The sequence below is a fragment of the Swingsia samuiensis genome, assembly GCF_006542355.1.
In the GTDB taxonomy this organism is placed as follows: Bacteria; Pseudomonadota; Alphaproteobacteria; order Acetobacterales; family Acetobacteraceae; genus Gluconobacter; species Gluconobacter samuiensis.
Genome location: NZ_CP038141.1, coordinates 1,632,666 through 1,659,246, shown reverse-complemented (window position 1 = coordinate 1,659,246; position 26,581 = coordinate 1,632,666). Strand labels below are relative to the sequence as shown.

The 26,581-nt window shown below is 46.2% G+C and carries 25 protein-coding genes and 1 pseudogene; 6 read left to right on the top strand and 20 right to left on the bottom strand.

Features of this window, described 5'->3' with window-relative positions:
- Nucleotides 1-26: 26 nt before the first annotated feature.
- The 5 genes from E3D00_RS07875 to alkB all read right to left on the bottom strand — a co-directional run bounded on the left by E3D00_RS07875 (nucleotide 27) and on the right by alkB (nucleotide 4,705).
- A complete protein-coding gene (locus E3D00_RS07875; RefSeq protein WP_141461481.1) occupies nucleotides 27-932 on the bottom strand; it encodes an NAD(P)-dependent oxidoreductase in 906 nt (301 codons plus the stop codon).
- A gap of 71 nt (nucleotides 933-1,003) precedes the next feature.
- Nucleotides 1,004-1,426: a hypothetical protein gene (locus E3D00_RS07870; protein WP_141461479.1), complete on the bottom strand. Its 423-nt coding sequence runs from the start codon at nucleotides 1,424-1,426 to the stop codon at nucleotides 1,004-1,006.
- The gene (locus E3D00_RS07865; RefSeq protein WP_141461477.1) at nucleotides 1,423-2,610 is read right to left on the bottom strand and encodes a nicotinate phosphoribosyltransferase; all 1,188 of its coding nucleotides are present in this window, start codon (nucleotides 2,608-2,610) and stop codon (nucleotides 1,423-1,425) included. Before E3D00_RS07865 ends, E3D00_RS07870 begins: the two co-directional genes overlap by 4 nt.
- A 1-nt stretch (nucleotide 2,611) precedes the next feature.
- On the bottom strand, nucleotides 2,612-4,000 hold the full coding sequence (locus E3D00_RS07860) for a class II 3-deoxy-7-phosphoheptulonate synthase (protein WP_141461475.1): 1,389 nt from the start codon (nucleotides 3,998-4,000) through the stop codon (nucleotides 2,612-2,614).
- Between the two features lie 60 nt (nucleotides 4,001-4,060).
- Complete coding sequence (alkB, locus tag E3D00_RS07855) at nucleotides 4,061-4,705, bottom strand: DNA oxidative demethylase AlkB (RefSeq protein ID WP_141461473.1); 645 nt, start codon at nucleotides 4,703-4,705, stop codon at nucleotides 4,061-4,063.
- A 150-nt stretch (nucleotides 4,706-4,855) separates the two neighbouring features.
- Here alkB and E3D00_RS07850 point away from each other — a divergent pair, with 150 nt between their 5' ends.
- From E3D00_RS07850 to E3D00_RS10700, 3 genes and pseudogenes are all read left to right on the top strand, one after another.
- Nucleotides 4,856-5,260, top strand: a complete 405-nt coding sequence (locus tag E3D00_RS07850) for a hypothetical protein (protein WP_141461471.1) — start codon at nucleotides 4,856-4,858, stop codon at nucleotides 5,258-5,260.
- A gap of 46 nt (nucleotides 5,261-5,306) precedes the next feature.
- Nucleotides 5,307-6,128 carry an alpha/beta fold hydrolase gene (locus tag E3D00_RS07845; protein WP_141461469.1) on the top strand — a complete coding sequence of 274 codons (822 nt, stop codon included), beginning with the start codon at nucleotides 5,307-5,309 and terminating at the stop codon, nucleotides 6,126-6,128.
- Between the two features lie 91 nt (nucleotides 6,129-6,219).
- Nucleotides 6,220-6,426 (top strand): annotated as a pseudogene (locus tag E3D00_RS10700) (cupin domain-containing protein); the annotation flags it as partial.
- A gap of 164 nt (nucleotides 6,427-6,590) precedes the next feature.
- Here the strand turns inward: E3D00_RS10700 and gorA are convergent.
- Together gorA and E3D00_RS07830 are read right to left on the bottom strand one after the other, a co-directional pair.
- The gene (gene gorA, locus E3D00_RS07835; RefSeq protein ID WP_141461467.1) at nucleotides 6,591-7,979 is read right to left on the bottom strand and encodes a glutathione-disulfide reductase; all 1,389 of its coding nucleotides are present in this window, start codon (nucleotides 7,977-7,979) and stop codon (nucleotides 6,591-6,593) included.
- A gap of 38 nt (nucleotides 7,980-8,017) precedes the next feature.
- Entirely contained in the window at nucleotides 8,018-8,905 is an 888-nt protein-coding gene (locus E3D00_RS07830) for a ferredoxin--NADP reductase (RefSeq protein ID WP_141461465.1), read from the bottom strand.
- A 139-nt stretch (nucleotides 8,906-9,044) separates the two neighbouring features.
- Between E3D00_RS07830 and E3D00_RS07825 the strand changes: the two genes are divergently transcribed.
- The gene (locus E3D00_RS07825) at nucleotides 9,045-11,471 is read left to right on the top strand and encodes a helicase-related protein (protein WP_246091402.1); all 2,427 of its coding nucleotides are present in this window, start codon (nucleotides 9,045-9,047) and stop codon (nucleotides 11,469-11,471) included.
- 28 nt (nucleotides 11,472-11,499) lie between these two features.
- On the opposite strand, the gene E3D00_RS07820 is transcribed toward E3D00_RS07825, so the two are convergent.
- The 9 genes from E3D00_RS07820 to E3D00_RS07780 form a co-directional block, all read right to left on the bottom strand.
- On the bottom strand, nucleotides 11,500-11,940 hold the full coding sequence (locus E3D00_RS07820; RefSeq protein WP_141461463.1) for a helix-turn-helix domain-containing protein: 441 nt from the start codon (nucleotides 11,938-11,940) through the stop codon (nucleotides 11,500-11,502).
- 441 nt (nucleotides 11,941-12,381) lie between these two features.
- The gene (gene serS / locus E3D00_RS07815) at nucleotides 12,382-13,644 is read right to left on the bottom strand and encodes a serine--tRNA ligase (RefSeq protein ID WP_141461461.1); all 1,263 of its coding nucleotides are present in this window, start codon (nucleotides 13,642-13,644) and stop codon (nucleotides 12,382-12,384) included.
- Between the two features lie 13 nt (nucleotides 13,645-13,657).
- A complete protein-coding gene (gene tatC / locus E3D00_RS07810) occupies nucleotides 13,658-14,437 on the bottom strand; it encodes a twin-arginine translocase subunit TatC (RefSeq protein WP_141461459.1) in 780 nt (259 codons plus the stop codon).
- Entirely contained in the window at nucleotides 14,434-14,994 is a 561-nt protein-coding gene (tatB, locus tag E3D00_RS07805) for a Sec-independent protein translocase protein TatB (RefSeq protein WP_141461457.1), read from the bottom strand. Before tatB ends, tatC begins: the two co-directional genes overlap by 4 nt.
- 9 nt (nucleotides 14,995-15,003) lie before the next feature.
- Entirely contained in the window at nucleotides 15,004-15,582 is a 579-nt protein-coding gene (gene scpB, locus E3D00_RS07800; RefSeq protein ID WP_246091401.1) for an SMC-Scp complex subunit ScpB, read from the bottom strand.
- Nucleotides 15,579-16,334 (bottom strand): segregation and condensation protein A, encoded by a 756-nt coding sequence (locus tag E3D00_RS07795; protein ID WP_141461453.1) that lies wholly within the window; start codon nucleotides 16,332-16,334, stop codon nucleotides 15,579-15,581. Before E3D00_RS07795 ends, scpB begins: the two co-directional genes overlap by 4 nt.
- Before the next feature lie 9 nt (nucleotides 16,335-16,343).
- Entirely contained in the window at nucleotides 16,344-17,531 is a 1,188-nt protein-coding gene (locus E3D00_RS07790; RefSeq protein ID WP_141461451.1) for an SPOR domain-containing protein, read from the bottom strand.
- Nucleotides 17,528-19,336, bottom strand: coding sequence for an arginine--tRNA ligase (gene argS, locus E3D00_RS07785; RefSeq protein WP_141461449.1), 1,809 nt, complete (start codon nucleotides 19,334-19,336; stop codon nucleotides 17,528-17,530). Before argS ends, E3D00_RS07790 begins: the two co-directional genes overlap by 4 nt.
- Nucleotides 19,337-19,375: 39 nt before the next feature.
- Nucleotides 19,376-20,539, bottom strand: a complete 1,164-nt coding sequence (locus E3D00_RS07780) for a deoxyguanosinetriphosphate triphosphohydrolase (protein ID WP_141461447.1) — start codon at nucleotides 20,537-20,539, stop codon at nucleotides 19,376-19,378.
- A gap of 102 nt (nucleotides 20,540-20,641) precedes the next feature.
- On the opposite strand from E3D00_RS07780, the gene erpA reads away from it, so the two are divergent.
- Nucleotides 20,642-20,986, top strand: coding sequence for an iron-sulfur cluster insertion protein ErpA (erpA, locus tag E3D00_RS07775; RefSeq protein WP_141461445.1), 345 nt, complete (start codon nucleotides 20,642-20,644; stop codon nucleotides 20,984-20,986).
- Nucleotides 20,987-20,994: 8 nt separating this feature from the next.
- Nucleotides 20,995-21,765, top strand: coding sequence for an exodeoxyribonuclease III (gene xth, locus E3D00_RS07770; protein ID WP_141461443.1), 771 nt, complete (start codon nucleotides 20,995-20,997; stop codon nucleotides 21,763-21,765).
- A gap of 15 nt (nucleotides 21,766-21,780) precedes the next feature.
- Here the strand turns inward: xth and E3D00_RS07765 are convergent, their stop codons facing one another.
- The 4 genes from E3D00_RS07765 to E3D00_RS07750 form a co-directional block, all read right to left on the bottom strand.
- Nucleotides 21,781-22,023 carry a hypothetical protein gene (locus E3D00_RS07765; RefSeq protein WP_141461441.1) on the bottom strand — a complete coding sequence of 81 codons (243 nt, stop codon included), beginning with the start codon at nucleotides 22,021-22,023 and terminating at the stop codon, nucleotides 21,781-21,783.
- 240 nt (nucleotides 22,024-22,263) lie between these two features.
- A complete protein-coding gene (aspS, locus tag E3D00_RS07760; protein ID WP_141461440.1) occupies nucleotides 22,264-24,060 on the bottom strand; it encodes an aspartate--tRNA ligase in 1,797 nt (598 codons plus the stop codon).
- A gap of 87 nt (nucleotides 24,061-24,147) precedes the next feature.
- Nucleotides 24,148-25,674, bottom strand: a complete 1,527-nt coding sequence (locus tag E3D00_RS07755) for an FAD-dependent oxidoreductase (protein WP_141461438.1) — start codon at nucleotides 25,672-25,674, stop codon at nucleotides 24,148-24,150.
- A 153-nt stretch (nucleotides 25,675-25,827) separates the two neighbouring features.
- A complete protein-coding gene (locus E3D00_RS07750; protein ID WP_141461436.1) occupies nucleotides 25,828-26,538 on the bottom strand; it encodes a DUF2076 domain-containing protein in 711 nt (236 codons plus the stop codon).
- Between the last annotated feature and the right edge of the window lie 43 nt (nucleotides 26,539-26,581).

The window sequence follows — 26,581 nt, the reverse complement described above, 5'->3', positions numbered from 1 at the left end:
TAGATGATCTTCGGCACTCCTTTTATTCACTTTTCGGTATTTTCTTTTTTCAAACCACCTTCTTGGCGGACCCGCTCCAGCATCACAACAAAATCACGATTAGCATCTCCTGCACTAATCGCACTTAACAAACGATCTCGCACAACAGACGCATATGGGAGAGGAACAGCATAATCTGCTCCAGCATCCATAAACATTTTGGTGTCTTTCAACCCAAGAGTGACAGGTGCGCCTGCATTATCATACTGATGCTCAACCATCAGTTTTCCATAATTTTTATGAACGGGCGCTGTATAGAAACTATTTGTCATAATTTCGAATATCGTTTTTGGATCAATGCCCGCTTTTTCATTGAGTGCAAAAACTTCAGACATTTGCTCAATCGTTGAATAAATCATGAAATTCAACGAAAGCTTCACCAAGTTTGCCTGAACAGGGTCAGAACCTACATTAAAGATACGAGAACCAAATGTCTTAAAATATGGTTCAAGGTGTTTCTGCGCTTCTTCCTCTCCTGCAACCATCACAAACAGTTCTCCTGCTTGGGCTGCAGGCGGGCGCCCTAACACATTCGCACTAACGTATTTCTGCCCTCGTTGCGTATGTTGTTCCAATAACCTCCGCGCTTGCCCTAAAGACAAGGTACTGCAACAAACGTGAATACCCCCTTCCTTCAGGGTTGTCGCCAAACCGTCCTTGCCAAAAGTCGCTTCTTCCGTAGACGCATCATCAAACATCATCGAAAAAACAATATCAGTTTGTTGCGCAACGCTCGCCGGCGTATCCGCAAAAATGGCTCCACGTTTTACTAAATCATCTGCTTTTTCTTTGGTGCGATTATAGACCACCAATATATAGCCTGCATCCATCAAACGCCCAGCCATTGCGTGGCCCATTGCACCTAATCCAATAAATCCTATTTTCTGCGTCATAAAATATCTCCTTCAAAACCTTTCTATTGGCCAACAAAAAAGCCGCTGGATAAACAGCGGCTTTTTGTCATCTAATGCTTAATTACCTCATGAAGATCTTCTTCATCATCTTCATCAGGAGGGCCGCTAATTTCCTCATCATCCACTAAGCGACGAGGATCAATCGCCCGCCAGTCACGCTCCATTGGCGTAGCGGGGTTAGCAGCAAAATCTTCCAGTTCCGTTGAAGACTTCCAACCATCTTCGCCGGCATCAACCACTTCTGCATTTTCACCGAAAGAGAACCAAGCCTCCAATACTTCCTTACTTGTGGCTCCCGGCGCTCTGCATCGCTCAATGCTGTCACGAACGTAAGCACGTGCATAAGCATTCGCATGCATCAAATCCATAAAATCCCGTACTTCTTCCACCACATCATCATCCTGATCCATGGCGCCAGACTGATCAAGGATACGAACACTCCAAGTGTTTTTCTTTTCTTGTTCGTCGCTCATTCGCCTCTCTGCCCCTCTTTAACTTTTTTTAGCAAAAATTCACGGCCAACTTTTACCCGGAGCTCATCTCCATAAGCAACGATATCAGCTGTAGCGTATGTTTCAGACCAATGATTAGGGATAAAAGAACCACTACCGACGACATCAATTGGAGCATGGGCATCATGCATGGTTTTACATTTTGACACGTTAAAACCTGATGAAACTACAATTTTTACTTTAGGGAATCCGGCTTCATCCAACGCTTCACGCATTCTCCAAATTGCAGCAACAGAAACCCCCGTTCCAACCAAATCCCGTAATTCACTCTCGGAGCGGTAACGTCGAATGGCCCCGGGAGCATATTTTTCTACAATGCCGTATGATATTGCAGGATCCAGCCCTTCCAAGAAGCGCCCTCCATGCGTATCAAGCCGAACACTTAAGCCTCCAGACGCAGCCTTTTCTGGGAAACGCCGGCATACTGCCAAAGAATCCGTTATTTCTTTCCCAAAATAATCCACCAGAACGGTCCAAGGATCATTAGGGTAAACTTCTGCATACATTTCAGCAGCACGAACGGTCGAACCAGCATACCCAATCAAAGCATGCGGCATTGTGCCCAAACCGTGGTTTTGGTCAAAAAAAGCAGACGTGGCATCATTGGCATTCCCAATAAAACCAACAGCACCCTCGTTTTGAGCCGCATGAGAGCCAACAGCTGCAGCGTAAGCCATCTGCTCTTGCATCTCAAAACCTGCACAGTGCCGAGCATCCATTGCCAGAAAAGGAGTTGCAGGTAATGCGGTCGCCATCTGGTATGCATTATGAGCAGCCACACAGGCTGCCCCCAAACGCTGAAGCAGCAAGGTTTCCAGCGGAGCCAGCCTTGTAAAAAGACCTGTCACATAGAGAAGAGGCTCACCAGCCCCTACCCATTGACCCTCCTCATACACTTCCTGAATAGCAATCTCAAAACCTTGCTCTTTTGCAACATTCTTCAGCCACCCAACAGCCATGCCACATGCGGCAATAACTGGCCGACGGATGAAGACTGCGTAAGTTACTTCTATATCCCCAAAGTGACTTACGATCTCTTGCGTACGGTCGAAATACACATCCGTACGCTCTTTAATAATAGCTGCATCCAGAGGGAATGTTACCCCCTTAGACTCTTCAAGAGCATCTTTGAAATTGGACTTCATGTCACTTCCCTGATCGACGCTCTGTCAGTTCATGAGCTAACAAAAATGCAATCTCAAGAGACTGTTCTGCATTTAAGCGTGGATCACAAAAACTCGTATAACGGCTACTCAAATCAGACTCTGTCAAACGTTGAGCACCGCCTACACATTCTGTCACATCCTGACCCGTCATCTCAAGATGAATACCTCCAGGGCGTCGTCCTGCTGCTTCAAAAACTTCAAAGAAGCCAAGGATTTCTCCCAGAACGCTATCAAACGAACGTGTCTTTATTTTATGTGTCGTTGTTATGGTATTGCCGTGCATCGGATCACATATCCATGTCACAGTACGGCCTGTTTTATTAACGGCATCCAACAAAGGCGGCAGATGGTTATGAACCTTATCAACACCCATTCTTGAAATAAGCGTAATACGACCGGCCTCATCTTTTGGATTAAGAATTTCCAAAAGACGTTCAAGGTCATCAACCGTCGTTGTCGGACCAACTTTGATCCCAATGGGGTTTTGCACGCCGCGCAAAAACTCTACATGTGCACCATCTGGCTGGCGCGTACGGTCACCAATCCATAAGAAATGCGCAGAGCAGCCATAATAATCACCGCTCGTGCTATCAACACGTGCAAAAGCCTGCTCGTATGGCAATAAAAGGGCTTCATGAGAGGTATAGAACTCCGTCTCATCAATCTGAGAGGCCGAGCCGTCAAAACCACAGGCTCTTAAGAACGAAAGCGTTTCATCAATTCGTTCTGCAAGATGACGGTAACGCTCAGCTAAAGGAGAGCGCTCCACAAAGCTCAGATTCCAACGATGTACTTCATGAAGGTTCGCATACCCACCACTGGCAAAAGCGCGCAGTAGATTCATCGCACCAGCAGATTGGAAATATCCTGTTTCCATACGCGCAGGATCAGCCCGGCGCGCATCAGCCGTGAAATCAGGACCGTTAATAATGTCCCCACGATAAATAGGCAGCGTTACATCTCCAACCGTTTCTGTCGGAGATGAACGTGGCTTCGCATATTGCCCAGCCATACGGCCAATTTTAATAACAGGAACTTTTGCCGCGAAGGTTAGGACAACAGCCATTTGTAGGATGACACGAAAGGTATCGCGTACGATATCTGCCGTAAATTCATCAAAACTCTCGGCACATGCTCCACCTTGCAAAACAAAAGCCTCCCCGCGAGACGCAGCAGCAAGGCGTGCTTTCAGGCGACGGGCTTCCCCAGCAAAAACAAGAGGGGGATATCGATGCAGACGTGCCTCAACAGCAGCAAGCGCAGCTTTATCGTCATAAGACGGAGCTTGGACGATCGGACGTGAACGCCAGCTTGCGGGAGACCATGACGTCGCGTTGTTAGGCGCCTGGGTCTTGCTCGAGGGGTGCATTGAATGCCCTCCGGTTTCTTAAAGGTTAATACAAAAGAGACTGACGGTTATGACGCAAAATTATCGCGGTTGATAGACACGAAACGTTAAATTGTAGCGAGCATCACCTGTAAGAGGATGAAAATCCTTTTTTAAACGGCTAATACCATGCCACGCTAAACGTGAGGCTCCTCCCCACACAACAACATCTCCATGCCTTAATTCAAACCGCTTTAATGGATCACTCCGCTTCACCCCACCAAAAGCAAAGCGAGCGGGAACCCCCAATGATATGGAAACGATCGGTTCAGAAAACCACCCCTCATCTCGATCTTGATGAATTCCCATTTGAGCATCAGGTGCATACCGATTAATCAAGCACGAAGAAGGACTGAAAGAGAGATACCCCGCTTCGGCTGCGGCTTTTACAGCAAGATCTTTGAAAAAAGACGGCATCTCTGGCCAAGGTTGTTGTTTTACAGGGTCTCGATCAATGTATCGATACCCTTTTTCATCAGTCTGCCATCCCCATTGCCCACAACTTGTTGTCATAACAGACATTAATCGTCCGCCTGGGGTCATCATTTTTCGAAAAGGCGCTTGGGCGGCAATCTGCTCGATACTTTGCATTAAACGTTCTGCATAAGGTACTGCATAATTGGGAAGCCAAAGCGCTCCTTCGCCAATTTCAACAGAAGGGCGCATTGCCTCAAAAAGATCATCCACGACAGATCTTTCTCCTGATTTTTCCGTAACAAAACCTTGAACCAAGACATGTTGTAAACATTTATAAGTCTTCGTAGTATAGATAGTGTATCTTCGTTACGCTATAATATGATTTCACTACGTTTAGAATAATCTCTGAGGACTGAATTCATGCTACCCTCTTCCCGTTTTTTCTGCCGAGCCATATTGGCAGCCACCCTCCTTGGAGGGGTAGCGCATGCTCAGAGCGCTGTATTTGGGCAGCCTTATGATGCGGCTTCCCAACAACAAAAATCATCATCAAAAGCAGCTAGCAGTAATGAAACCCATGGTGGAGAACATTACCACGTTCATGGCCGCAGATCTCTTCCTCCCGGATATCAAGATACACCAAGCACAGACTTTCAACACGGCCCCGACCCAGATCACTTATCCCATGTTGAACGTGATAGCGTCACGGGAGCGAACCTCACCAAATTTGGCTCTGCTTACGGAAGCAGTAATCCAGTCCAATCTGGGCAGTTGGGCGATGCATCAGGAAATGGTTGGCTCCCAGCTCGTGGGAATGGGTGGTAATTCCACCCCTCTCCCTTAGCCATTCTTTTTTCTAACGAGATTTATTATGTCATATATCACCACCTCTGATGGAGTCCATTTACACTTCAAAGATGTGGGGAAAGGACGGCCTGTTGTGCTTATTCACGGTTGGCCTCTCACTGGCGATATGTGGGAAAAGCAAGTCATTGCCCTTGTTGACGCGGGATATCGTGTCATTACTTATGACCGTCGAGGGTTTGGTTTATCAGGGCATCCAATCCATTGTTACAGCTATGATACCCTCACGGATGATCTTGCCACTCTTATAAACTCACTTGATCTGTATGATGCAACGCTTGTTGGCTTCTCTATGGGCGGAGGCGAAGTTGCACGTTATTTAAGCCGTTATGGCACAAAACGTATTGCTAAAGCTGTTCTCTTGGCCTCAATTGTGCCTTTCCTTTTAAAAACATCTGACAATCCAGACGGCGTACCTGAAAGTGTCTTAGACGGCATAAAACAAAGCATTCGGGCAGATCGATTTGATTTTCTGGAAAATTTTATTCCCAGCTTTTATGGCGATTCCAGCCTTCTCCGTTCTGTTAGTAAAGGTGTGCTGAACTGGTCCTTTTCTCTTGCTTGTATGGCAAGCCCAATGGCGACGATTGATTGTGTCGATACATGGGGCAAGACGGACCTTCGACCAGATCTTCAAGCGTTTACTCTTCCTACTCTCATTCTCCACGGCTCAGCGGACGCCAATGTTCCACCTGAATTTTCTAGCAAAAAAGCAGCTGAACTCATCCCAGGTGCCATTTATAAAGAATATAAAGGTGCCGCACACGGCCTCTTTTTCACACATGCTGACCAAGTAAATGAAGACTTAATTGAATTCCTATCTGCATAGTTTTTAAAGGCTAAGATATATGGATATCAAATGAGTTGGCTCACAAGCTTCTGTCAAAGGATCTGCTGATTGGTTTACAGGAACAGTCCGTATTGATCCCCTGATCAATCCACCAGAACCTTCTCAGTTAACAACAGCGCATGTTACTTTTGAGCCTGGAGCACGTACAGCGTGGCACACACATCCACTGGGGCAAACATTAATTATTACATCAGGCTTAGGCTGGATCCAACGTGAAGGCAGATCGATCGAAGAAGTAAGGTCTGGAGATGTCGTTTACTTCCATCCAGAAGAAAAACACTGGCATGGCGCATCCCCCACTACAGCCATGAGCCACATTGCCATTCAAGAAAAAGTAAATAGCTTCCCCGTTGATTTGGCTGGAGCATGTAACCGATGCCCAATATACACGATAAATTATGAAATACTTCTCTCAAGTATCATAATTTATCGTGCTTTAATCTACGCGTTGCGTTGGCGGGTCAATGTCCTCATTGTGACAAACTCTTCAGCGCTTGTTGGATGCAAGCCAATCGTGCGGTCAAAATCACGCTTGGTTAAACCAGCCGTTACGGCTACAGCAAATCCTTGAATAATCTCAGCCGCATCCGTGCCAATCATATGTACGCCTAGTACAACTTGACTTTGCGTATCGACAACCAGCTTCATAAAGGCCTTCCCTTTACGGCCTGAAAGAGTTTGGCGTAACGGCGTAAAGCTTGATGTATAAATATCGAGATTATGATGGTGTTTTATTGCTTCTTCTTCGGACATTCCGACAGATGCAACAGGTGGAGTGAAGAAAACCGCTTTGGGCGTTGTCTCAAAAGACCACTCTCTTCCCTCTTCTCCCAACAGACGCTCCGCTAACAGATGCCCTTCTGCAATGGCTGTGGGTGTAAGGTTAAAAAGGTTATCTGTCACATCACCAATTGCATAAATACCCTTAACGCTCGTTTTGGCATCTTCTAAACATGTGGGAACATACCCATCTTTAAGCGCTATGCCTGCACGCTCTACATGCAGTGATTGAACGTTAGGGTGGCGCCCCGTTGCCATCAACACACAATCCGTTTCTATAACCTTTCCATTTTCTAAAAACAGCTCATATCCATTTTCAATTTTTTCGATTTTTTGCGGGTGGGTTGAAGCATGAACGTTAATCTCACTATGAGAAACGACTTCGGTAAAATGCTTGCGTAACTCTTCATCAAAGCCACGCAACGGAAGATCTTGCCGATAGACCCAATCCACTTTGGAACCAAGCCCAGAAAAAATTCCTGCAAACTCAACGCCAATATAACCACTTCCAATAATGGAAATGCGTTTTGGCTGCTCAGCTAAATGAAAAATATCATCAGAAACGATCGCATGCTCTGCACCGGGAATAGATAATCTCGTTGGAGACGAGCCCGTTGCAATCACAATATTCTTAGCGCGAACAATTTGCTTTTCTGCATTAGGAGCTAAATCAGACGAACTTATTTCGAGGGTGTTCGCATCTACAAAACTGGCATTCCCTGTAAAAAGCTGAACACCCGCTTTCTCCAACATGGAAACATAAATACCGTTTAAACGCTCAATTTCACGGTCTTTAGCTTTAATCAGATGCTGCCAGTCATACCCTTTAGCTGCAATATCCCAACCATAAGCCGGAGCATCTTCTGCCTCGCGGCCATATTCTGAGGCATAAACCATTAACTTTTTGGGAACGCAGCCGAGATTAACGCAGGTACCACCCCAATGGCGCCGTTCTGCAATTGCAACACGTGCACCATTTTGAGCGGCGATACGAGCACAACGTACACCGCCAGAGCCCGCACCAATGACAAATAAATCAAATTCCTGCATATCTCGGCCTTTTTATAAAATACTTTACTTTTTAAATTTTAACGCTCCGCAAAAGCTTTCTCGACAACGTAAGACCCTTGCTTGTTCATGTTGCCTTCTTCAAAGCCACGGCTTTCAAGCAACTTTTCTGTATCAGCTAACATCTCAGGGGATCCACAGATCATGACACGATCATGCTCTGGGTCGAGTTCATCAATGTTAAGATCTTGAAAGATTTTTCCGCTTTCAATCAACTTTGTAATACGATCCGTCACGGCGTAATCTTCTCGAGTTACCGCGGGATAATAACGCAGTTTACCCTCAATCAATTCGCCTAAGAATTCATGCTTTGGTAGTTCGTGACGGATATGATTTTCATAAGCCAATTCACCAGAAATACGAACTGTATGGCTCAAAATAACATTCTCATACCGCTCGTAAGCTTCTGGGTCTTTAATCAAGCTCATAAACGGAGCCAGACCTGTTCCTGTTGATAGGAAATATAGGTTACGCCCAGGCTTTAAGTTATCAAGAAGCAGTGTTCCCACTGGTTTACGGCCGATCAAAACCGTATCACCCACTTTCACGTGCCGTAAACGAGATGTCAGAGGTCCATCTTCCACAGCAATGGATAAAAACTCCAAATGATCTTCATAATTGGCAGAAGCGATCGAATAAGCGCGTAAAAGAGGCTTACCGTCCACTTCAATTCCGATCATCGTAAACTGACCATTCTCAAAGCGAAGGCCAGGATCACGTGTTGTCGTAAAAGTGAAAAGACGGTCTGTCCAATGATGAACCGTCAAAACCTTGGCAGGATAGAGATGCCCATATTCCTTGCTTGGCTCAGCTAAACGATATTGTTTAGGATGACCTTCATAAGGTGTAAGGCCTGTCAGGGGCTCATCAATGGTCGGCATTGGAGCAGAAACAATTGGTGTGGACATCTTTAGTATTATCTCCGGCTTTAGACGGACAAAAGGTTTAGTCCCAAATCATGAGAATTAAATTCTTTTACCTTAAAGATTTGATTGCAGGAACCCATCTGCGTTGAACAGTTGAGCATAATAGCGCAAAAGTCTTTTTATGACTGAAGACTCCATGAGTGACATCCCTCTTTCTCCAGCTGAACGTGCTTTAGAGCAGGCCTTATCTGCCTTCGGTACGTCTATAGACGTTACCCCTCGAGAGCGCCCTGCTCTTCTACGGCAAATAGCTCGACGGTTGGAAAGCAACGATGCTTCCATCACGCCGGATGCATTTGTAGACGCCCTATGCACTGTACGGCGGAAAACATGGGCCTCCCAACTCATGAATGTAGCCCGCCGTGCGGGGGAAGTGTGGGTTAGCAAAGCAGACACACAAGATGCAGCCCAAAAAATTCATGACCCCCAAGCCAGCGAACACGATCTGCGCCGTGCACTTGAAGAAGTTCTTATTGAACGGTGGCAAGAATTAGGGGACTCCCCACGTAAGGTCCTTGAAGAAGTCCGCGCTGATTTAGCTGATGCTGGTTTAACCCTTTCAAGCGGTCAGCTTGAAAAGCTATCCCAAAGCATTGCCTCTGCTTTTGGCAATATCGACCTAGGCTTTGAAGATGAATTACTTCTGGCTGAAGAACGCCGTGCTCGTGAACAAGCAGATATTCAAGCCAGAGCAGAACGTAAAAGAGCACGCGAACTTGACCGCCTGAAAGAATGGGAATCGACACTTATCGGATTCGATGATGTTCCCGATATTTTAAGATGTTCCCGCCGGGAAGCCTTTCGCTGGATCGCAGAAAACCGCATTCCCATTGCCAAGCGTGAAACAAAAGCTGATGGCCTGGAAGTTTTCTTCTTTGACCCTGTTGAACTCAAAAAGTTACGCTCATCTCTCCCTGAATGGCGCGGCAAAACACCTGCACGACCAGAAGTTCTTGAACGTGGCTCCAAGATTGGGAATGCAGCAATCGCCCGTGTAGCAGCGCTTGATCGTTTTGCGGCTCATTTTCGTACGGCTCGCGCACTCAAGCGTCGTATTACATTAGTCACAGGGCCAACCAACTCAGGAAAATCCCATACAGCTCTTGATGCCTTAGCAAACGCCGAAAGTGGTTTCGCCCTCGCACCTTTGCGTCTTCTTGCACACGAATTTAGAGAGGCCCTTCTCAACCGAGGCGTGCCTGCCTCTTTATCCACGGGTGAAGAGCGCATCGAAATGCCAGGGGCAAGGCATCTGGCAGCTACGGTTGAAATGTGCCCTTTTAATAACCCAGTTGACGTTGCTATTATTGATGAAGCCCAAATGCTCGCCGATCCAGATCGCGGGGCAGCATGGACAGCCGCCATCATGGGTGTTCCAGCGCGGCATGTGTTTATTCTGGGCGCGCCTGATTGTATCCCGCTCGTGAAACGCATTGCAGAACTATGCGATGATCCGGTTGACGAAATCCACCTAGAACGAAAAAGCCCTCTAAAAGCAGGCCACGCCCTACACTTAAATGAGCTTGAAACGGGCGATGCCGTTATTGCTTTTTCACGCCGTGAAGTGTTGGATTTACGTGCAGAGTTGATGGCACGTGGACGCAGAGTGGCTGTGGTGTATGGTGCGCTAAGCCCAGAAGTACGCCGTGCTGAAGCGGCACGTTTTAATAATGGCTCAGCAGATATTCTTATCGCCACGGATGCCATTGGCATGGGGCTTAACCTGTCGATCAAACGTGTTGTCTTTAGTGCTTTACGTAAATTTGATGGACGCCAAACACGGGATCTTCTTTCACAAGAAGTCAAACAAATTGGAGGAAGAGCCGGACGTTTTGGTAAGCACGAGGAAGGCTTGGTCTGTGTCCTTGCAGGCGCTGGCAGCCCCTCTTTTATTCGCAATATGCTCATTGCCCCGCCTGAAATCAGCACAGAACTCCGCCCTCTTGTTCAACCTGATTCAGACATCGTAAGAGCCGTTGCAGAAGAAATTGATAGTGATAGCCTGTATGGGGTTCTTACACGCATCAAACGTGCTGTTTTACGGCCGGACGACCCAAACTATCGCTTAGCCGATATGGATCAGTCGTTAGAGATTGCCGCTGCATTGGAAGGTGTTGAAAACCTCAACCTCACCACACGGTGGACCTATGCCATGTGCCCGATTGATGAGCGAGACAATGGTATTCAACGTTTGGTAACATGGGCAGCGGATCACTCTGCGGGCAGGCCTGTTCCGCCACCTGGAACAGGACGTCTCCCTCACCCAGAAAAAGCCAGTCGGGAAGAACTTGAACGTGCTGAAAAACGCCACAAAAGGCTCGTTGCATGGCGTTGGCTTGCGCTGCGCTTCCCAGAATCTTATCCGGCACAACAAACGGCTGAAATAAACACCACTATTCTTAACGATTGGATTGAACAAGTTCTACGAACACAAAGCCGTATGAGGGGAAGCCAAAAACACGCAAATACTGGAGGTCGTCATACAAAGGAGAAAAATAATTTCTCTAAAAAATCATCCAGCAAACCTAGAAAAAACAAGCGTAAATAAAAAATAAAAAGGGAGATTATCTCCCTTTTTATTCCAGTCCTTCCCTTGGTGGTTCTGCCATCAAAGTATTATTTAAAACGGGTTTACTTGCATCTTCTTCAATCTGCCGAACCCTTCTTTCAATCCATTTTTGTGCTTGTACTTTGATAAGAGGAGGGAGTTTTCTATAAAGGCTAAGAAAGACGTCTTCATCAGGCGTCAAAGTTGCTTGGATATCTTTATAAGCCATTCCTGTCAGCAAAACCTCTGGCTCCACACCAAGAACTGCGGCAAACTGTCCCAGATGCTTCCCAACATGGCCGGAACGCCCTGTTTCCCAAAAAGCCACGGCTGAGCGTGAAATACCTATTTTTTCTGCAAGTTGTTGCTGACTAAGACCTGCCATTTCTCGCAATAGCCTTATACGCCGGCCTAATTCTAAACCAGGGGAATTTTTTTTTGATGACAAATTATCCTTAGATCCACTCATTTGCCTATCCCGACTTACTTTATATAAATCATTTTTGTTTCCCGAGATTGTCTCAGAATAGTTTGCAGCACAATTGCATGCGTACGCTAGTAAAACCTACAAAAACTTTCTCATAATAGCAATTCATGTTTATATATAAACCAAAATAAAACAATGTATATTTTTTTTAAATATCTCATTTACCCTAAAAAAAACAATGAATGTTCCTTTTATACTAAGGATAGGCCATTTTTCACATCAACTATTCTGGATTTGTTTTATATAGTTAAACATTGTTACACAAATTTTAATCATAAACGGGAGAAAAGCAGAACTTCGATTTAATTTTTCTTTAAAATGTTAATATAAAATAAAATATATTTGCATACGCACACATATAAAAAGCCGTCTTAGGTTTATATTAAGACGGCTCTTAATCTACTTATCTTTTAATCACTAGCGTTAAGATATTTTCTTAATATGCCCCATATAGGGTTGTAAAACCTCTGGCACATCAATGCTGCCGTCCTCATTTTGGTACGTTTCCATCAACGCAATGAGCGTCCGCCCAACAGCTAAGCCAGAACCATTTAATGTATTCACAAAAGCAGGACCATTTTCTGAGCGATAACGTGCTTTCATACGACGCGCTTGGAAATCTCGCGTATTAGAGCATGAGGAAATCTCTCTCCACGCCTGCTGCCCGGGTAGCCAAGCCTCTAAATCAAAGGTCTTTGCAGCCCCAAACCCTGTATCTCCAGCGCATAACAAGACACGGCGAAAGGCAATCCCTAGGCGCTCCAAAATAGTTTCTGCGGCATGGGTCATCCGTTCATGCTCAGCTTCGCTCTCTTCTGGAGCAACAATAGAAACCAGCTCACATTTCGTAAATTGATGCTGACGCAACATACCACGGACATCTCGCCCAGCCGATCCAGCCTCTGAACGAAAACACTGAGATAAAGCTGTTAAACGAATTGGCAATGCTTTTTCAGGCAAAATCTCGCCCATCACAGTGGCCGTTAACGGAACTTCTGCTGTAGGAATTAACCAACGCCCATCTTCTGTTCTAAATGAATCCTCTGCAAATTTTGGGAGCTTATCCGTTCCATACATTGCCTCGTCATTAACAAGCAGAGGAACACTTGTCTCATGATATCCAAATTCAGACGTATGTGTATCAAGCATAAACTGCCCTAAAGCACGCTCCAAGCGCGCTAAGGCACCACGCAAAACAACAAACCGAGTACCAGATAATTTGGCAGCCGTTGGGAAATCCATCAATCCCAGCGCCTCTCCCAGCTCAAAATGTTGTTTCGGTGCGAAAGGAAAATCTCTTTTTTCCCCCCGATAATGCACAATCACATTATCTTCTTCACTTTTCCCGTCCGGTACAGAAGGATCTAACCGATTAGGAAGTGACATCAGTATATCATTAATATTTTTTTCAATCGTCGATGCATGAACTTCCAAACGTGTAATTTCATCACGAAGCTCAACAGCACGCGCCTCAAGATCGGAGGTATCTTCCCCAGATTTTTTCCCTTGTCCAATCTCTTTAGCCAAAACCTTACGTGCACCTTGAGCATCCTGCAAGGCAGCTAAAGCAGCACGGCGTTCTTCATCATCCGTAACGAGCTTGTGGCCGACAGGGGCAAGGCCTCTACGCTCTAAAGCCGCATCAAATGCCGTTGGATCGGCGCGTAAAGCTTTTAAATCGTGCATTTATAAGGCTCCATTACTCTTCATCATCTGTGACAGGTTTGGGTTCTACTAATCGGGCCACAAAAATAGATATTTCATATAACGCGACAAGCGGAATAGCGAGACTCAACATTGTAATTGCATCAGGAGGAGCCAGCACAGCCGCCACAGCGAATGAAGCAACAATAGCATAACGTCTTAGTTTCTTGAGTTGTGCAGTCCCGACTAATCCAACACGCACAAGCAAAGTTAAAACAACAGGCAACTCAAAGCAGATACCGAATGCTAAAATCATTTTTGTTACAAGGCTTAAATACTCTGAAACCTTAGCTTGAAGCTCAATATCCATCCCTCCATTACCAGCCGTTTGAAAGGAGAGGAAAAACTTCCATGCAAAAGGAAACACAACATAATAAGCTAAGGCAGCCCCCATCAAAAACATCAGAGGTGTTGCTATTAGGAAAGGAGCAAATGCACGTTTTTCACTCCGGTACAAACCAGGAGCAATAAAAATCCACGCCTGAATCGCTATCATCGGAAATGATAAACACGTTGCCCCAAAGATAGCGACACGAATATAAGTAAAAAAGGCTTCGTATAAGGCCGTATATATTAAATGAGGCTGCTCTCCATTCTGCCTCATGATGTGTTCGAGGGGTGCAGCCAAAAATCGATAAATATCCCCCGCATAATGATAACAAATCATAAATGCGACGATAAATGTCGCAATAGACCAGATCAGCCTTTTACGCAGTTCAACGATATGCTCAAGCAACGGCATGGGGGTATCGTCAATTGCATCCGACTCTTTCATGAGCCTTTCTCCATGCTTGAAATAGCAACACGCTTGCCATGATGAATAACACGAATAGGCGGTACGATTGTGGGCCCCTTCCAGCGTTCTTGCTCATGCTTTAAACGCCGCGCCGTTGTCGGAGGAAGAATAACAGGAACACCCTCAAGATCATCCTGCTGATTTTCCTGCTCTCGTTGCAATGCATTATAGGGTTTTGATGGATTAGACGACGCCTCAATCGGTGGCGGTGGTGGCGAAGGCACTTTAGGCAAAGCATCAAGGCCAGAAGGTTGAAAATCCAAACTCTTACGAATTGAGTTGTCTTTATCAATCGTCTTCGTCACATGATCACGAAAATTGAAATTCTTTAAGTCTCGCAGCTGATCGCGTGTTTCTGTCAGATCAGCATCTCGAACCATTTCATCAATATGGCTTTGAAATTCTCCAGCCATACGCCGCATGGCTTTTAATCCATTGGAAATGGTACGAATAGCAACGGGTAGATCTTTAGGACGAATAAAGACCATAGCCACGATAACGAATAAGGCAATCTCTGAAAAACTAAAGTCAAACATCTGACAATTCTAGCCTTTTTCCTGATCGGCTGGCGCATCTTGCTGCATTTCCGTTGCAGCTCTCTCCAAAAGAAAATCCTCTCTTTTAGGTAGAGAATTAAGCCCCTCTAGCCCAAAGCTTTCTAAAAAAGCAGGCGTTGTACCCCATAAAACAGGCCGACCAGGAATTTCTTTACGTCCTTTAGGGGTTATCAATTGATCTTCTAACAATGCGTCCAAAATTGCCTGCCCGAGGGAAACACCCCGAATGGTTTCTATTTCTGTACGTGTGCACGGTTGATGATACGCGATGATCGCCAGAGTTTCCATTGCACCGCGGCTTAACCTTCTGGGTTTTTCAACAACCTTTGTTAAAATTTGTGCATATTCTGCTTTTGTTCGAAACTGCCACCCGCCTGCTACCTCAATAAGCTCAATAGCGTGGTGCGTGTATTTTTCGCGTAATACATCTATAATCAAATGAATATCGCTCTTTAAGTTCTGACTTTGTAATAAATCAATCAAAACTTCACTTTTAACAGGCTCTGAACTTGCAAAAATCAAAGCTTCAGCCAGCAAACACGCGCGTTGAACTTCTACTTCTATCATGAAACTGCGCGCCACCTAATTTCAGCAAAAGCTTCTTCCTGTTGAAACTCCAAAACGCCACTTTTAGCCATCTCCAAGCTGGCTAAGAGCGTTCCCGCAAAAGCAGCAGACCGATCCAATGGATTTTCATCTAATAATAAATGATCTGGTAAAAGAGATCCTAAAGTTTGCCACCCGGATACTTTCTCTACCCCCAAAAGACGCTTCAAACGCTCTAGCGCGTCTTGTACGCTCCAGTATTGCCTAACCTTAGGCGTATAAACACGCTTCTTTCCGCTCCGGCGCTTCGCTGCAAGATACGCAGTAATTAACGCGGACAGATCCACCCTCAACCCAGAGCGATCAATCTCAATATACTCTTCCCCTTGCCCACGTCGAAAAACATCAACACCCAAACGTGGACGCTCTTGTAACCATTGTGCCGCTAGACGCATCCGCTCAAGTTCAAACAAACGCTCTTGCAGTTGCTCAACAGCGTCTTCTGCCTCTTCTTGTGCGTTATTTTCAGCAGGGAGTAACAGCCGTGATTTTAACCAAGCCAGCCACGCGGCCATAACCAACCAATCTGCTGCGAGTTCAAGTCGTAAAGACCGAGCCTCCGCTCGTGCTTTTTCAACGACCGTCAAATATTGCTCAACCAACTGCAAAATAGAAATCTGCGCCAGATCAACCTTTTGCTTACGAGCAAGGTCAAGGAGCAAATCCAACGGCCCCTCAAACCCTTCTAGCGTTAAATGCAAAACCTCGCTCAATGTAATCTCTTAAAACTGAGCAGGCGTACACGAAATCGATTGAGCATGGAGCTTGATACAATACCCTCTCGCCGCTTTAAGATCTTCAAACCCGCCAATTCTCAAACGAATAAACGTCTTGTCACCTCTCGTGGTCTTTTCAAACAAGGGGGTATGGCCTGCAAACAAAGCGGGGCTTTGGTGGCGCAACGTTTCCCATTCTTTTTTAGCGCCAGCTTCGCTATCGAGCGCCGCCAGCTGCACCTCATGCTTTCCTGCATTTTTGGGTGCAGATATATCTTTGGATTTTTCTATAACTGGAGCTGCTTTCTGCGGAGCCACTCTTGGCGCAGGTCGCTGCGGTGCTACGGGTGCAGATACTACAGCTTTAGGTGAACTGACGGACTGTTTTTGATCCGCATTATCATCCGATATTGCATCTCCACCATTATCATCCGTTTGAGACACATTCGGCGTTTTCTTCTGCACGTCTACCGTATCCGTCTTTGCTAAACTTTGATCATGCTCAGAAGCCGTCTTTACACCATCAGACTGAGCCGGGTTCTGAGCCGCAACGCTTCCATTTCCCACCGCCCCTTCTGGAGAAACATTCTCCTTAGACGTTTTCACATTTTCTTGTTGCGCTCCACTTGCCCCCATCGCCTCTTGCTGAGAAGACGCTACAGTTTGTTTTTGCGCACTATCACCAGCCGACTGTGTAACTGTAGCTGCACTTTGAGGAGACACACCATACTGACGCGCCAACCCTTTCGTATCAGGTTGTTCAGGCGCAGGAGCTAAATGAGCAACACCATTCCCAGTCATGTCTGTGACACCACCATCATCACTCATAATCTGCATACCACCTGGATCAGCTGGTATATCTCTCACAGGCCCAGGAGGCGGGCCAATGATAGGAATACCACCATGGTGACCTCCCATCAGCGACCACCCACCAACCGCTGCGACCAAAACCGCACCAATTCCTATTGCCCCGCCAACAAGTTTCCGCGTTGCAGGATCATTCCCCAAAACTGAGGAAAAGCCAGCTTTTCTCTCATTCGCTGCCACGCGACGACGTGGTGGGGGCTCCGGGTCATAATCGCCGCTCATGCGCTCACGCAAAAGCCGAGATGATGGTGGAGGAGCAGACGCGCCATGTTCTGCATAATCACCAGGATCACGACTACTCCGTCGTTTATTATCGTCTGATATCATCGCATTTCCTCCACCGGCTCAACACCGACTATTGCCAGAGCACAACGCAATGTCATGGCAATAGCTGCAACAAGGGCCAATTTTGACAAGCTAGTCACTCGATCATTTTCTTGCAAAAAGCGTAAAGTAGTGTCTTCACGCCCACGGTTCCATAACGCATGGAAATCAGATGCAAGCTCAATACAATAGGTCACAATCCGGTGCGGTTCACGTGCAATAGCCGCGCCTTCTACCGTGCGTGGGAAAGAAGCTATACGCCGCAACACCGCAAGCTCCACATCCGATGACAAACCAGTCAGATCAACCTGCGCTAATGTTTCTGTTTGAACTGCATCTTTCCCAAACATCTCTTCCGCCGCCCGCAAAACAGAGCGGCAGCGCGCATGGGCGTATTGCACATAGAAAACGGGGTTATCCCGCGTCTGTGCGACAACGGCATCCAGATCAAACTCCATCTGAGCATCTGCTTTACGGGTCAACATTGTAAAGCGCACCGCGTCTTTTCCAACTTCATCCAACAGATCACGTAGAGTTACAAAGGTACCCGCCCGCTTGGACATCCGGACAGGTTCACCATTTTTAACGACCCGTACAATCTGGCACATCACCACCTCAAAGGCAGTTTTTTTGTCTGTCAGTGCAGAGATAGCTGCCCGCATCCGAGAAACATAGCCACCATGATCAGCCCCGAGCACATCAATCAATACATCGGACGTTGATGCCTTCTGCGCGTGATATCCAATATCATTCGCAAAATAAGTATTCGATCCATCTGATTTTCGAAGCGCGCGGTCTGTATCATCCCCAAATTCTGTTGATCGGAACAATGTTTGCGGGCGAGGCTCCCAATCTTCTGGCATTTTTCCTTTAGGAGGCTCTAATACCCCCTCATACAGTAGCCCTTTGCTTTGCAACTGATTAATTGCGGCATCCACACGCCCACTCGCTAGCGTCTCAGCCTCACTCGAAAAAACCTCATGGGAAATACCCAAAGCTTCCAGATCATGACGGATCATTTCCATCATCTGATCCAGCGCCTCCCGCCGAACGAGTTCAAACCACACAGAAGGGTCAGCTATTCCGCCATCTTTGTCAGCTAAAGAACGACCATGTTTTTGAACAATCGCTTGAGCCACAGGAATTAAATATTCCCCTTGATACTGCAAACCTGTCGGGGTTTCTTTCCCGAAAACTTCAGCATTAATATGAGTGCCAATTTCTTGCAGATAGCGCCAATAGGTTGCCCATGTCAGCGCATTTACCTGCGCTCCAGCATCGTTAATATAATATTCACGCGTTACGCCATAACCGGCCGCATCAAGCAAATTTGCTAACGCATCTCCAACAACAGCTCCGCGACAATGCCCCACATGCATTGGCCCTGTTGGATTAGCAGAAACATATTCCACATTAACGCGCGTTCCTTGACCAATCTGGGAACGGCCAAATACCTCTCCCGTCATCAATACAAGCTTAGCCACACTTTGTAGAACATCTGGCTTCAAGGTGAGGTTAACAAACCCGGGGCCCGCAGCTTCTGCTTTTTCAATTCCGGGAAGTTCACTGAGTTTCTGAACCAACTCTGCAGCAATATCGGCAGGCTTACGGCGGGCAGGCTTTGCCGCCAACAACGCAGCGTTTGTGGCCATATCACCATGCGCTGCATCCCGTGGAGGGGTCACTTCAACACGCTGAACAATCTCTTCCGGGATGCCGGGCACAACGGAACGCAACGCATCACACACCTGAATACGTGTACGAGCAAAAAGACAATCTGTTGTTGGAGAAGGTGTTACAGCGGGCATATCAGGTCGTTTCCTGTGGGCATCTTCAAAATAAAACTATCAACCGAGAACAGAGAGATCCGTCAAGCGTCGATGCTCTTCCATTGCAAAACGATCGCTCATTCCTGCAATATAATCTGCAACCAGACGATAACGCTTCTTTTTATCCGCAATTTGAGCTTTTTCACGCCATAAATCTGGCAAAAGCCCAATATCATCTGAAAGAATGTTAAAAATCTCTGTCAAAACAAGCTTTGCTTTACGGGACATACGGTTTACGCGCCAGTGCCGATACATCCTTGCGTAAAGAAATTTACGAATTGCTTTATTTTTTGTTCCCATTTCAGGGCTAAAAGCCACAACTGGGTAGGCCGCCTGACGTATATCATCTGCACTTTGTGGGTTCAGCTTTTCCAAATTACGGCGTGTCTGCTCTGTAAGATCGGTCGCTAAAGCATTGATCACCAATCGCACAGTTTCGTGCCGGGCTCGTTGCGCCTGATCACCGGCTGTATGCCCGGTTTTGCGCTCCAGATCCCGCGATATTTTCAAAGCATCCCCAACGATTGGCAGATCTTCAATATCATCAAATGTGAGCAATCCAGCTCTTAATCCATCATCCAGATCATGCCCATGATACGCAATATCATCAGACATCGCAGCAACCTGCGCTTCCGCAGAAGCATAACTTGTCAAATCAAGGTGATACCGTTCATTACATTCAATCATATAGGGTGTGGGACGTTTTATAGGGCCATTATGCTTTGCCAGCCCCTCCAGGGTTTCCCACGTCAAATTCAAGCCATCAAATGAATGATAGCGTGTCTCAAGCGCTGTTACCAAACGTAAAGATTGAGTGTTATGGTCAAATCCATCCCAATCTTTCATGGCTTTGGCTAATGCATCCTCCCCGGCATGCCCAAAAGGGGTATGCCCCAGATCGTGCGCCAGCGCCAAAGCTTCTGTTAAATCTTCATTCAGCCCAAGGCTACGCGCAATAGAGCGTGCAATCTGGGCAACTTCTAGAGAGTGCGTCAATCGCGTACGGAAAAAATCACCTTCATGATTGATAAAAACCTGCGTTTTATACTGTAGGGTTCGAAAGCCAGTTGAATGAAGGACGCGATCTCGGTCCCGCTGCCACGGAGAACGTGTTGAACTTTCCTCCTCAGGATAAAACCGTCCACGAGCACCTTTTTCCTGAACGGCATAGGCAGCAACCATTAACAACTCCTACAAAATACATCTTTCCTCTTTATAATAAGAGCATATCTGTCCATATTAGGGAAAGCTTTCTCTGCCACATCACTCCATTGAGATCGGTATATGACTTCAGCTTCATCTTTTAGCGTTTCTGCGAGTGCCGCTGCGCGTATTAAAGAAATTATTTCGGCTCAGCCGCAACCAGAAGGATTAGCCTTGCGTGTTGCTGTTCTCGCCGGAGGGTGCAACGGCTTCCAATATCAATTCAAGCTGGATCGGTCTCAGAATGCCGATGATATTATTATCGAACGCGATGGTGCTAAAGTTTTTGTAGATGATGTCAGTCTAGATCTTCTACAAAATGCAGAACTCGATTTTGAAGATAAGCTCATGGGAGCACATTTCTCTGTCAAAAACCCCAACGCCGCCTCATCCTGCGGTTGTGGCACCAGCTTTTCTCTCGCTTGATTTCTGATATGTCTCTTACTTTTGCCAGTTGGAACATTAATTCCATCCGCGCCCGTGCACACTTAGTTCAGGACTGGCTAGAGCGCCATCCTGAATGTGACTTACTGTGCTTACAAGAAATCAAATGTGAATCGCACCAATTTCCAGATGTGTTCCAAAAATCTGGGTTTCATGTCGCCATTGCCGGGCAAAAAGCTTATAATGGCGTCGCATTCATTAGCCGGCACCCTCTCGATATTACTACGTCTCATTTGCCAGATTTTAATGATCCTTCCGCGCGTTTCATAGAAACGAAGATGAAAGATACTATTATTGGCAATCTTTACTTACCGAATGGTAATTCAGGTGGAGAGGAAGGCTTTCAAAAAAAATTAAATTTTTTTGATGCACTGACACAAAGAGCCAAAGATTTCCTTACAGAAAATACTCCCTTTGTCTTTATTGGTGATTATAATGTTTGCCCCACCAATGAAGATTTCGCTCCAAAATCTTTACCACCTACAGATGCTCTTATTCGCCCTGAAAGTAGAGCCGCGTTCAATCGCCTAAAATGGCTTGGGCTGACGGATGCTCTAAGAGCCCTTCACCCAACAGGCCAACATTATACTTTTTGGGACTATACGGCCGCTTCATTCCAACGGGATGCAGGTCTACGCATAGACCACGCTCTTCTTCCCCCACGTATTGCGGAAAAACTCATCAGCTTTACCATCGACAAAGATGAACGCAGCAAAGAAAAAGCGTCTGACCATGTTCCTGTTGTCGTTACGCTTGAATAATTAAATAACATCACCTTAAGAGAATGAAAATGCCTTATGATTTTTCTCAAAGTGATGTGGCCGATCAATCCATTTATAACCACTGCCAACCCACCGCCAGTGCCCAATCGCCGCATATTTTCCTTGTTTAGGTGCCTGACTTAACAATGTTCCATCGGGTGCATGCGTTGGTGCCGGCGGCCTAGTCCCATAAGGGCCATGATAAGGCACGAATTGGGCGTGCGTTTCGGCTGGATGATTAGCAGAGGGGAGCGCCATTACTCCCGCAAAGAACGATATCACAACCCCTAAACCTAGAAAATATTTTAGCACATAGCCCCAATTCAAAACAAAGCGAATAATTATTATCTAACTTTGATAAAAGGCACCGCTTCGGCTGCAAGATGGCAGAAAAAAGATGTTTGATTACCTTTTAATACCAAGTATTTCTTTTAGAAATAACCATAAAAAAACCTGACCAATCAAGGTCAGGTTCTTAACTTTAATCTTTTTTTATTTTTACTTCGTCACTGTGGGCTTTGGCTTTGGTAAATCCAATGCCAAATGAAGTTCTTTCAAACGTGACGCCTCAACAGTTGCTGGCGCTTCCATCATCAAGTCTTCACCACTTTGGTTGAGCGGGAACAGAATAACTTCACGAATATTAGGCTCATCCGCCAAAAGCATAACAATACGATCAACGCCCGGCGCGGCACCACCATGAGGAGGCGCACCATAACGGAACGCATTCAACATTCCACCAAAGCGTTCTTCCACCACTTCGGGGCCATACCCGGCAATCTCAAAAGCACGCAGCATAACTTCTGGCAGATGGTTACGAATAGCCCCAGAAGACAGCTCAACACCGTTACATACGATATCATATTGATACGCGTTAATTGTAAGTGGATCTTGAGTATTAAGCGCCTCTAACCCACCTTGCGGCATTGAGAATGGATTATGGGAAAAATCAATCTTTCCTGTTTCTTCGTTCAGCTCATACATTGGGAAATCGACAACCCAGCAGAAACGGAACGCATTCTTCTCAATCAGATCAAGTTCTGTTGCTACTTTGGTTCTGACAAGCCCAGAGAATTTAGCAACTTCATCGCCCTTACCTGCGGCAAAGAAAACAGCATCCCCTGCTTTCAAACCACATGTTTCCCGGATGCTCTCTACACGGCTCTCTTCTAGGTTTTTCGCAATCGGGCCTTTTGCCCCATCATCCGTAAAAATAATGTAACCTAGTCCTCCAGCTCCATTTTCACGAGCCCAAGAGTTCAGCTTATCAAAGAACCCGCGCGGACGATCTCCCGCCCCCGGAGCCGGAATTGCGCGAACCTGCCCACCAGATGCAACAATTTTCGCAAACAAGCCAAAGCCTGAATCACGGTATGCTTCTGTTACATCCTTAATAATCAATGGATTACGCAAATCAGGCTTATCTGACCCATAATCACGCATCGCATCCGCATATGGAATACGTGGGAAAGCACCTTCCGTTACTTTCCACCCTTCTGGTGTGAACTCATCAAACACACCGGCAAGCACAGGCTCTAGTATTGAAAAAACATCTTCTTGCGTTGCAAAAGACATTTCAAAATCGAGCTGATAAAACTCACCCGGGCTACGATCAGCACGAGAGGCCTCATCGCGAAAGCAAGGTGCAATCTGGAAATAACGATCAAACCCGGCCACCATCGCAAGCTGTTTGAACTGCTGAGGTGCCTGAGGCAACGCATAGAACTTACCGGGATGTAGACGCGCAGGGACCAAGAAGTCACGCGCACCTTCTGGAGAAGATGCTGTAAGAATTGGGGTTTGGAACTCCGTAAAGCCCTGCTCAATCATCCGGCGACGCAAGCTCGTAATAACCTTGCTACGCAACATGATATTTTGGTGCATTTTTTCACGGCGCAGATCAATATAACGATATTTCAAGCGCAAATCTTCAGGGTAGTTTTCTTGTCCAGATACCTGAAATGGTAACACCGTAGCGCTTGAGCGCACTTCAATATCTTCTGCTTTAACTTCAACCGCACCCGTTGGATGATGGGCATTCCGTTGCCCTTCTTCACGTACAACCACTTCTCCAGTGACGGTAATCACACTCTCAACACGAAGACGCTCAGTTTTTTTAAGTAACTCAGTCCCATCAGGAATAACAATCTGCGTAATGCCATAGTGATCCCGCAAATCAATAAAGAGTAAGCCACCATGGTCACGCTTACTATGAATCCAGCCCGACAGACGAACAGTCTTTCCTGCGTCCTGCTCACGAAGGTCATTACATGTATGAGTGCGATATGGATGCATAAACCTGTTCTTTCATCAACTTTTTGACGTATAAGTTCGCGCAGGAAGCCGTTCTAAGCCTCTGATGTCAAGCACTCAAACGAGAGATCATGCCTGATCATCTGCAAAACACTGAAAATCTATAGCTGCTTTTGCCATAGCTTGCGGATATCCAGAAGCCGCAATCCCCACTACTTTCCCATCATTCATATACGTAGCAAGGAAGTTAAACGCTCTTATATCCCCTTCCAGATTTACCGCATTAAAGCTTTCACCCCAGCCTAAATACTCTAATTTCTTTCCAAACTGCTGCGTCCAGAACCATGGTGTTGGCATAGAAACACCTTCTCGCCCCATGATAGCAAAGGCCGCTATTCGTCCTTGAACCTGTGCATGCCGCCAATGCTCGACTCGACGCGCCTCCCCTGCATGCCAAACCGCAGAAGCATCTCCAACCGCGTATACATTTGGTGCAGCACGCATTGCTCCATCTACAATAATGGCACCATCAGCATCACGCTCTAAACCTTGAACATATTCAGTCGATGGCTTCACCCCAACGCTTGCCAACACAAAAGCGGACGGCAAACGCATACCATCATCGAGTTCAACCCCTTCTGCCGACTTCTCTCCATAAATCTTAACCACCCGTGCATCACTGATAAAGGCAACACTATTCTCTTCCTGCATTTGCCTTAACTGCATGCCTACTTCACGACCAAATTGCTTTTCCATCGGAATTTCAACGTCAGAAATAATCGTCACGCCCAAGCCGCGTTGACGCAAACAGGACGCAACCTCCAAACCAATAAATCCAGAACCTATAATCGTCACAGCTTGAGCAGGCGCTAACCCAGCAACAATTGTTTCTGCATCAACCTCTCGATGCAAACTAAAGACCCCTTTTAAATCCCCTCCCGGAATATCCAGTGTTTTAGGTTTAGAACCGGTTGCAATAATAATATGATCCGCTGTTAATTCTTTTGCGTCTTCTAAAACAACGCACTTATTTTCTGGATCAAACGAAACCACCGTTCCATATTCGATCTCTATATTATGCTGTGTATAAAAAGCCTGCGGTAAAAGCTTGGGAGCATGCGCTTTATCAGAAGTACTGAGTAAAACAGTTTTACTTAACGCAGTCCGGTCATAAGGCGGATATTTCTCATCCAAAACCAGCGTTATCTTTCCGGCAAAGCCTTCTTCTCTTAATGTTGTTGCCGCGGTCACCCCTGCGGCTCCCCCTCCTAAAATAAGAACAGATTCGTTCTCTTGCTTCGGTTGAGGAGAAGGTTTCTCTTGAGCATGATCACTAACAAACACCCGTCCATCTCTTACATCCACAGAATATGATGCAAGCCCTTCCAAAGCGACCGGCTCTTCCAACCCTCCATCTTGCACACGAAAAACAGCTTTATGCCACGGACATACTACAACACCGTGCTCTCGATCATTTTTACAAAATACACCTTGTCCCATTGGCGCATGTTTATGAGGGCATTTTCCATCAAGTGCATAAACATTTTCACCATCCCGTATAAGAATGATCGACTTATCCTTCACCGAAAAAGTAGTAATTTTGCCATCTTCCAGCTCGTCAAAAGCAACAAGATCTCGAAAATCACTTTCCGGCATCGATATAATCCTTAAATATCTACGGTCATCTCATGGGACATAGAAATTATAACACTGAAGTTATAAAAAATCTCACTCAAAAACAGAGAAACCCGCTGGCTTAGCCAAACGGGTTTCCTCTTTTCTTAAAAAACAATGGTGGACGAAAAGGACTTAGAATAAGTTCCCATCATCGAAGCCACCATCACCTCCACCAAAATCACTGTCTGAGAAACCACCACCAGCATCTGTGCCAGCTCCCCCAAATGGATCTGATGTATCACCATAATTATTATTAATTATGGTTTCACCTCCATTACCAAAGCCGCCACCTTCATGATGCCCGCTAAACAAATCTTCCAACGCGTTTGCGGCCATCATACCCCCAGCAACGCCAGCTGCTGTGGACAGAGCCGAACCTATAAAGCCAGAACCACCACGTTGGAACATCCCTGCCTGATACCCAGGAGGATAAGCACTTTGTTGAGGCTGTTGAGGCCCCCAGCCTGGAGGAGGAGCAGATGCGGTTTGTTGGCGATTAGCACCACCAAAAAGACCACCAAAGAGGCCACCGCCTCCTGTTGAACGATTCTGCTGGCTTTGTTGCAACTGTTGTTGCGCTTGCTGGAGTTGGAATTCTAGTTGACGAATACGATTTTGAGCTTGTGCAAGAGCCGCTTCCTGCACAACGGCCATCTGCGTCACACGATATCGGGCTTCTGGATATTTCTGAAAGTTCTCGCCAATAAAGCGATCCGCTTCTGGATCAATCGGTGGTAACGCTGGGGCTTGTTGGCCATAGGAGCCAAATCCACCCTGCCCATTCTGTGCCCCACCGACACGAGCAATAAAACGGGAGATAAGGTCGCGCTCTTCGTTATTCATCGTCTCTCTATCCTTCCAGAGGAAGAAATTTATACATTACTCA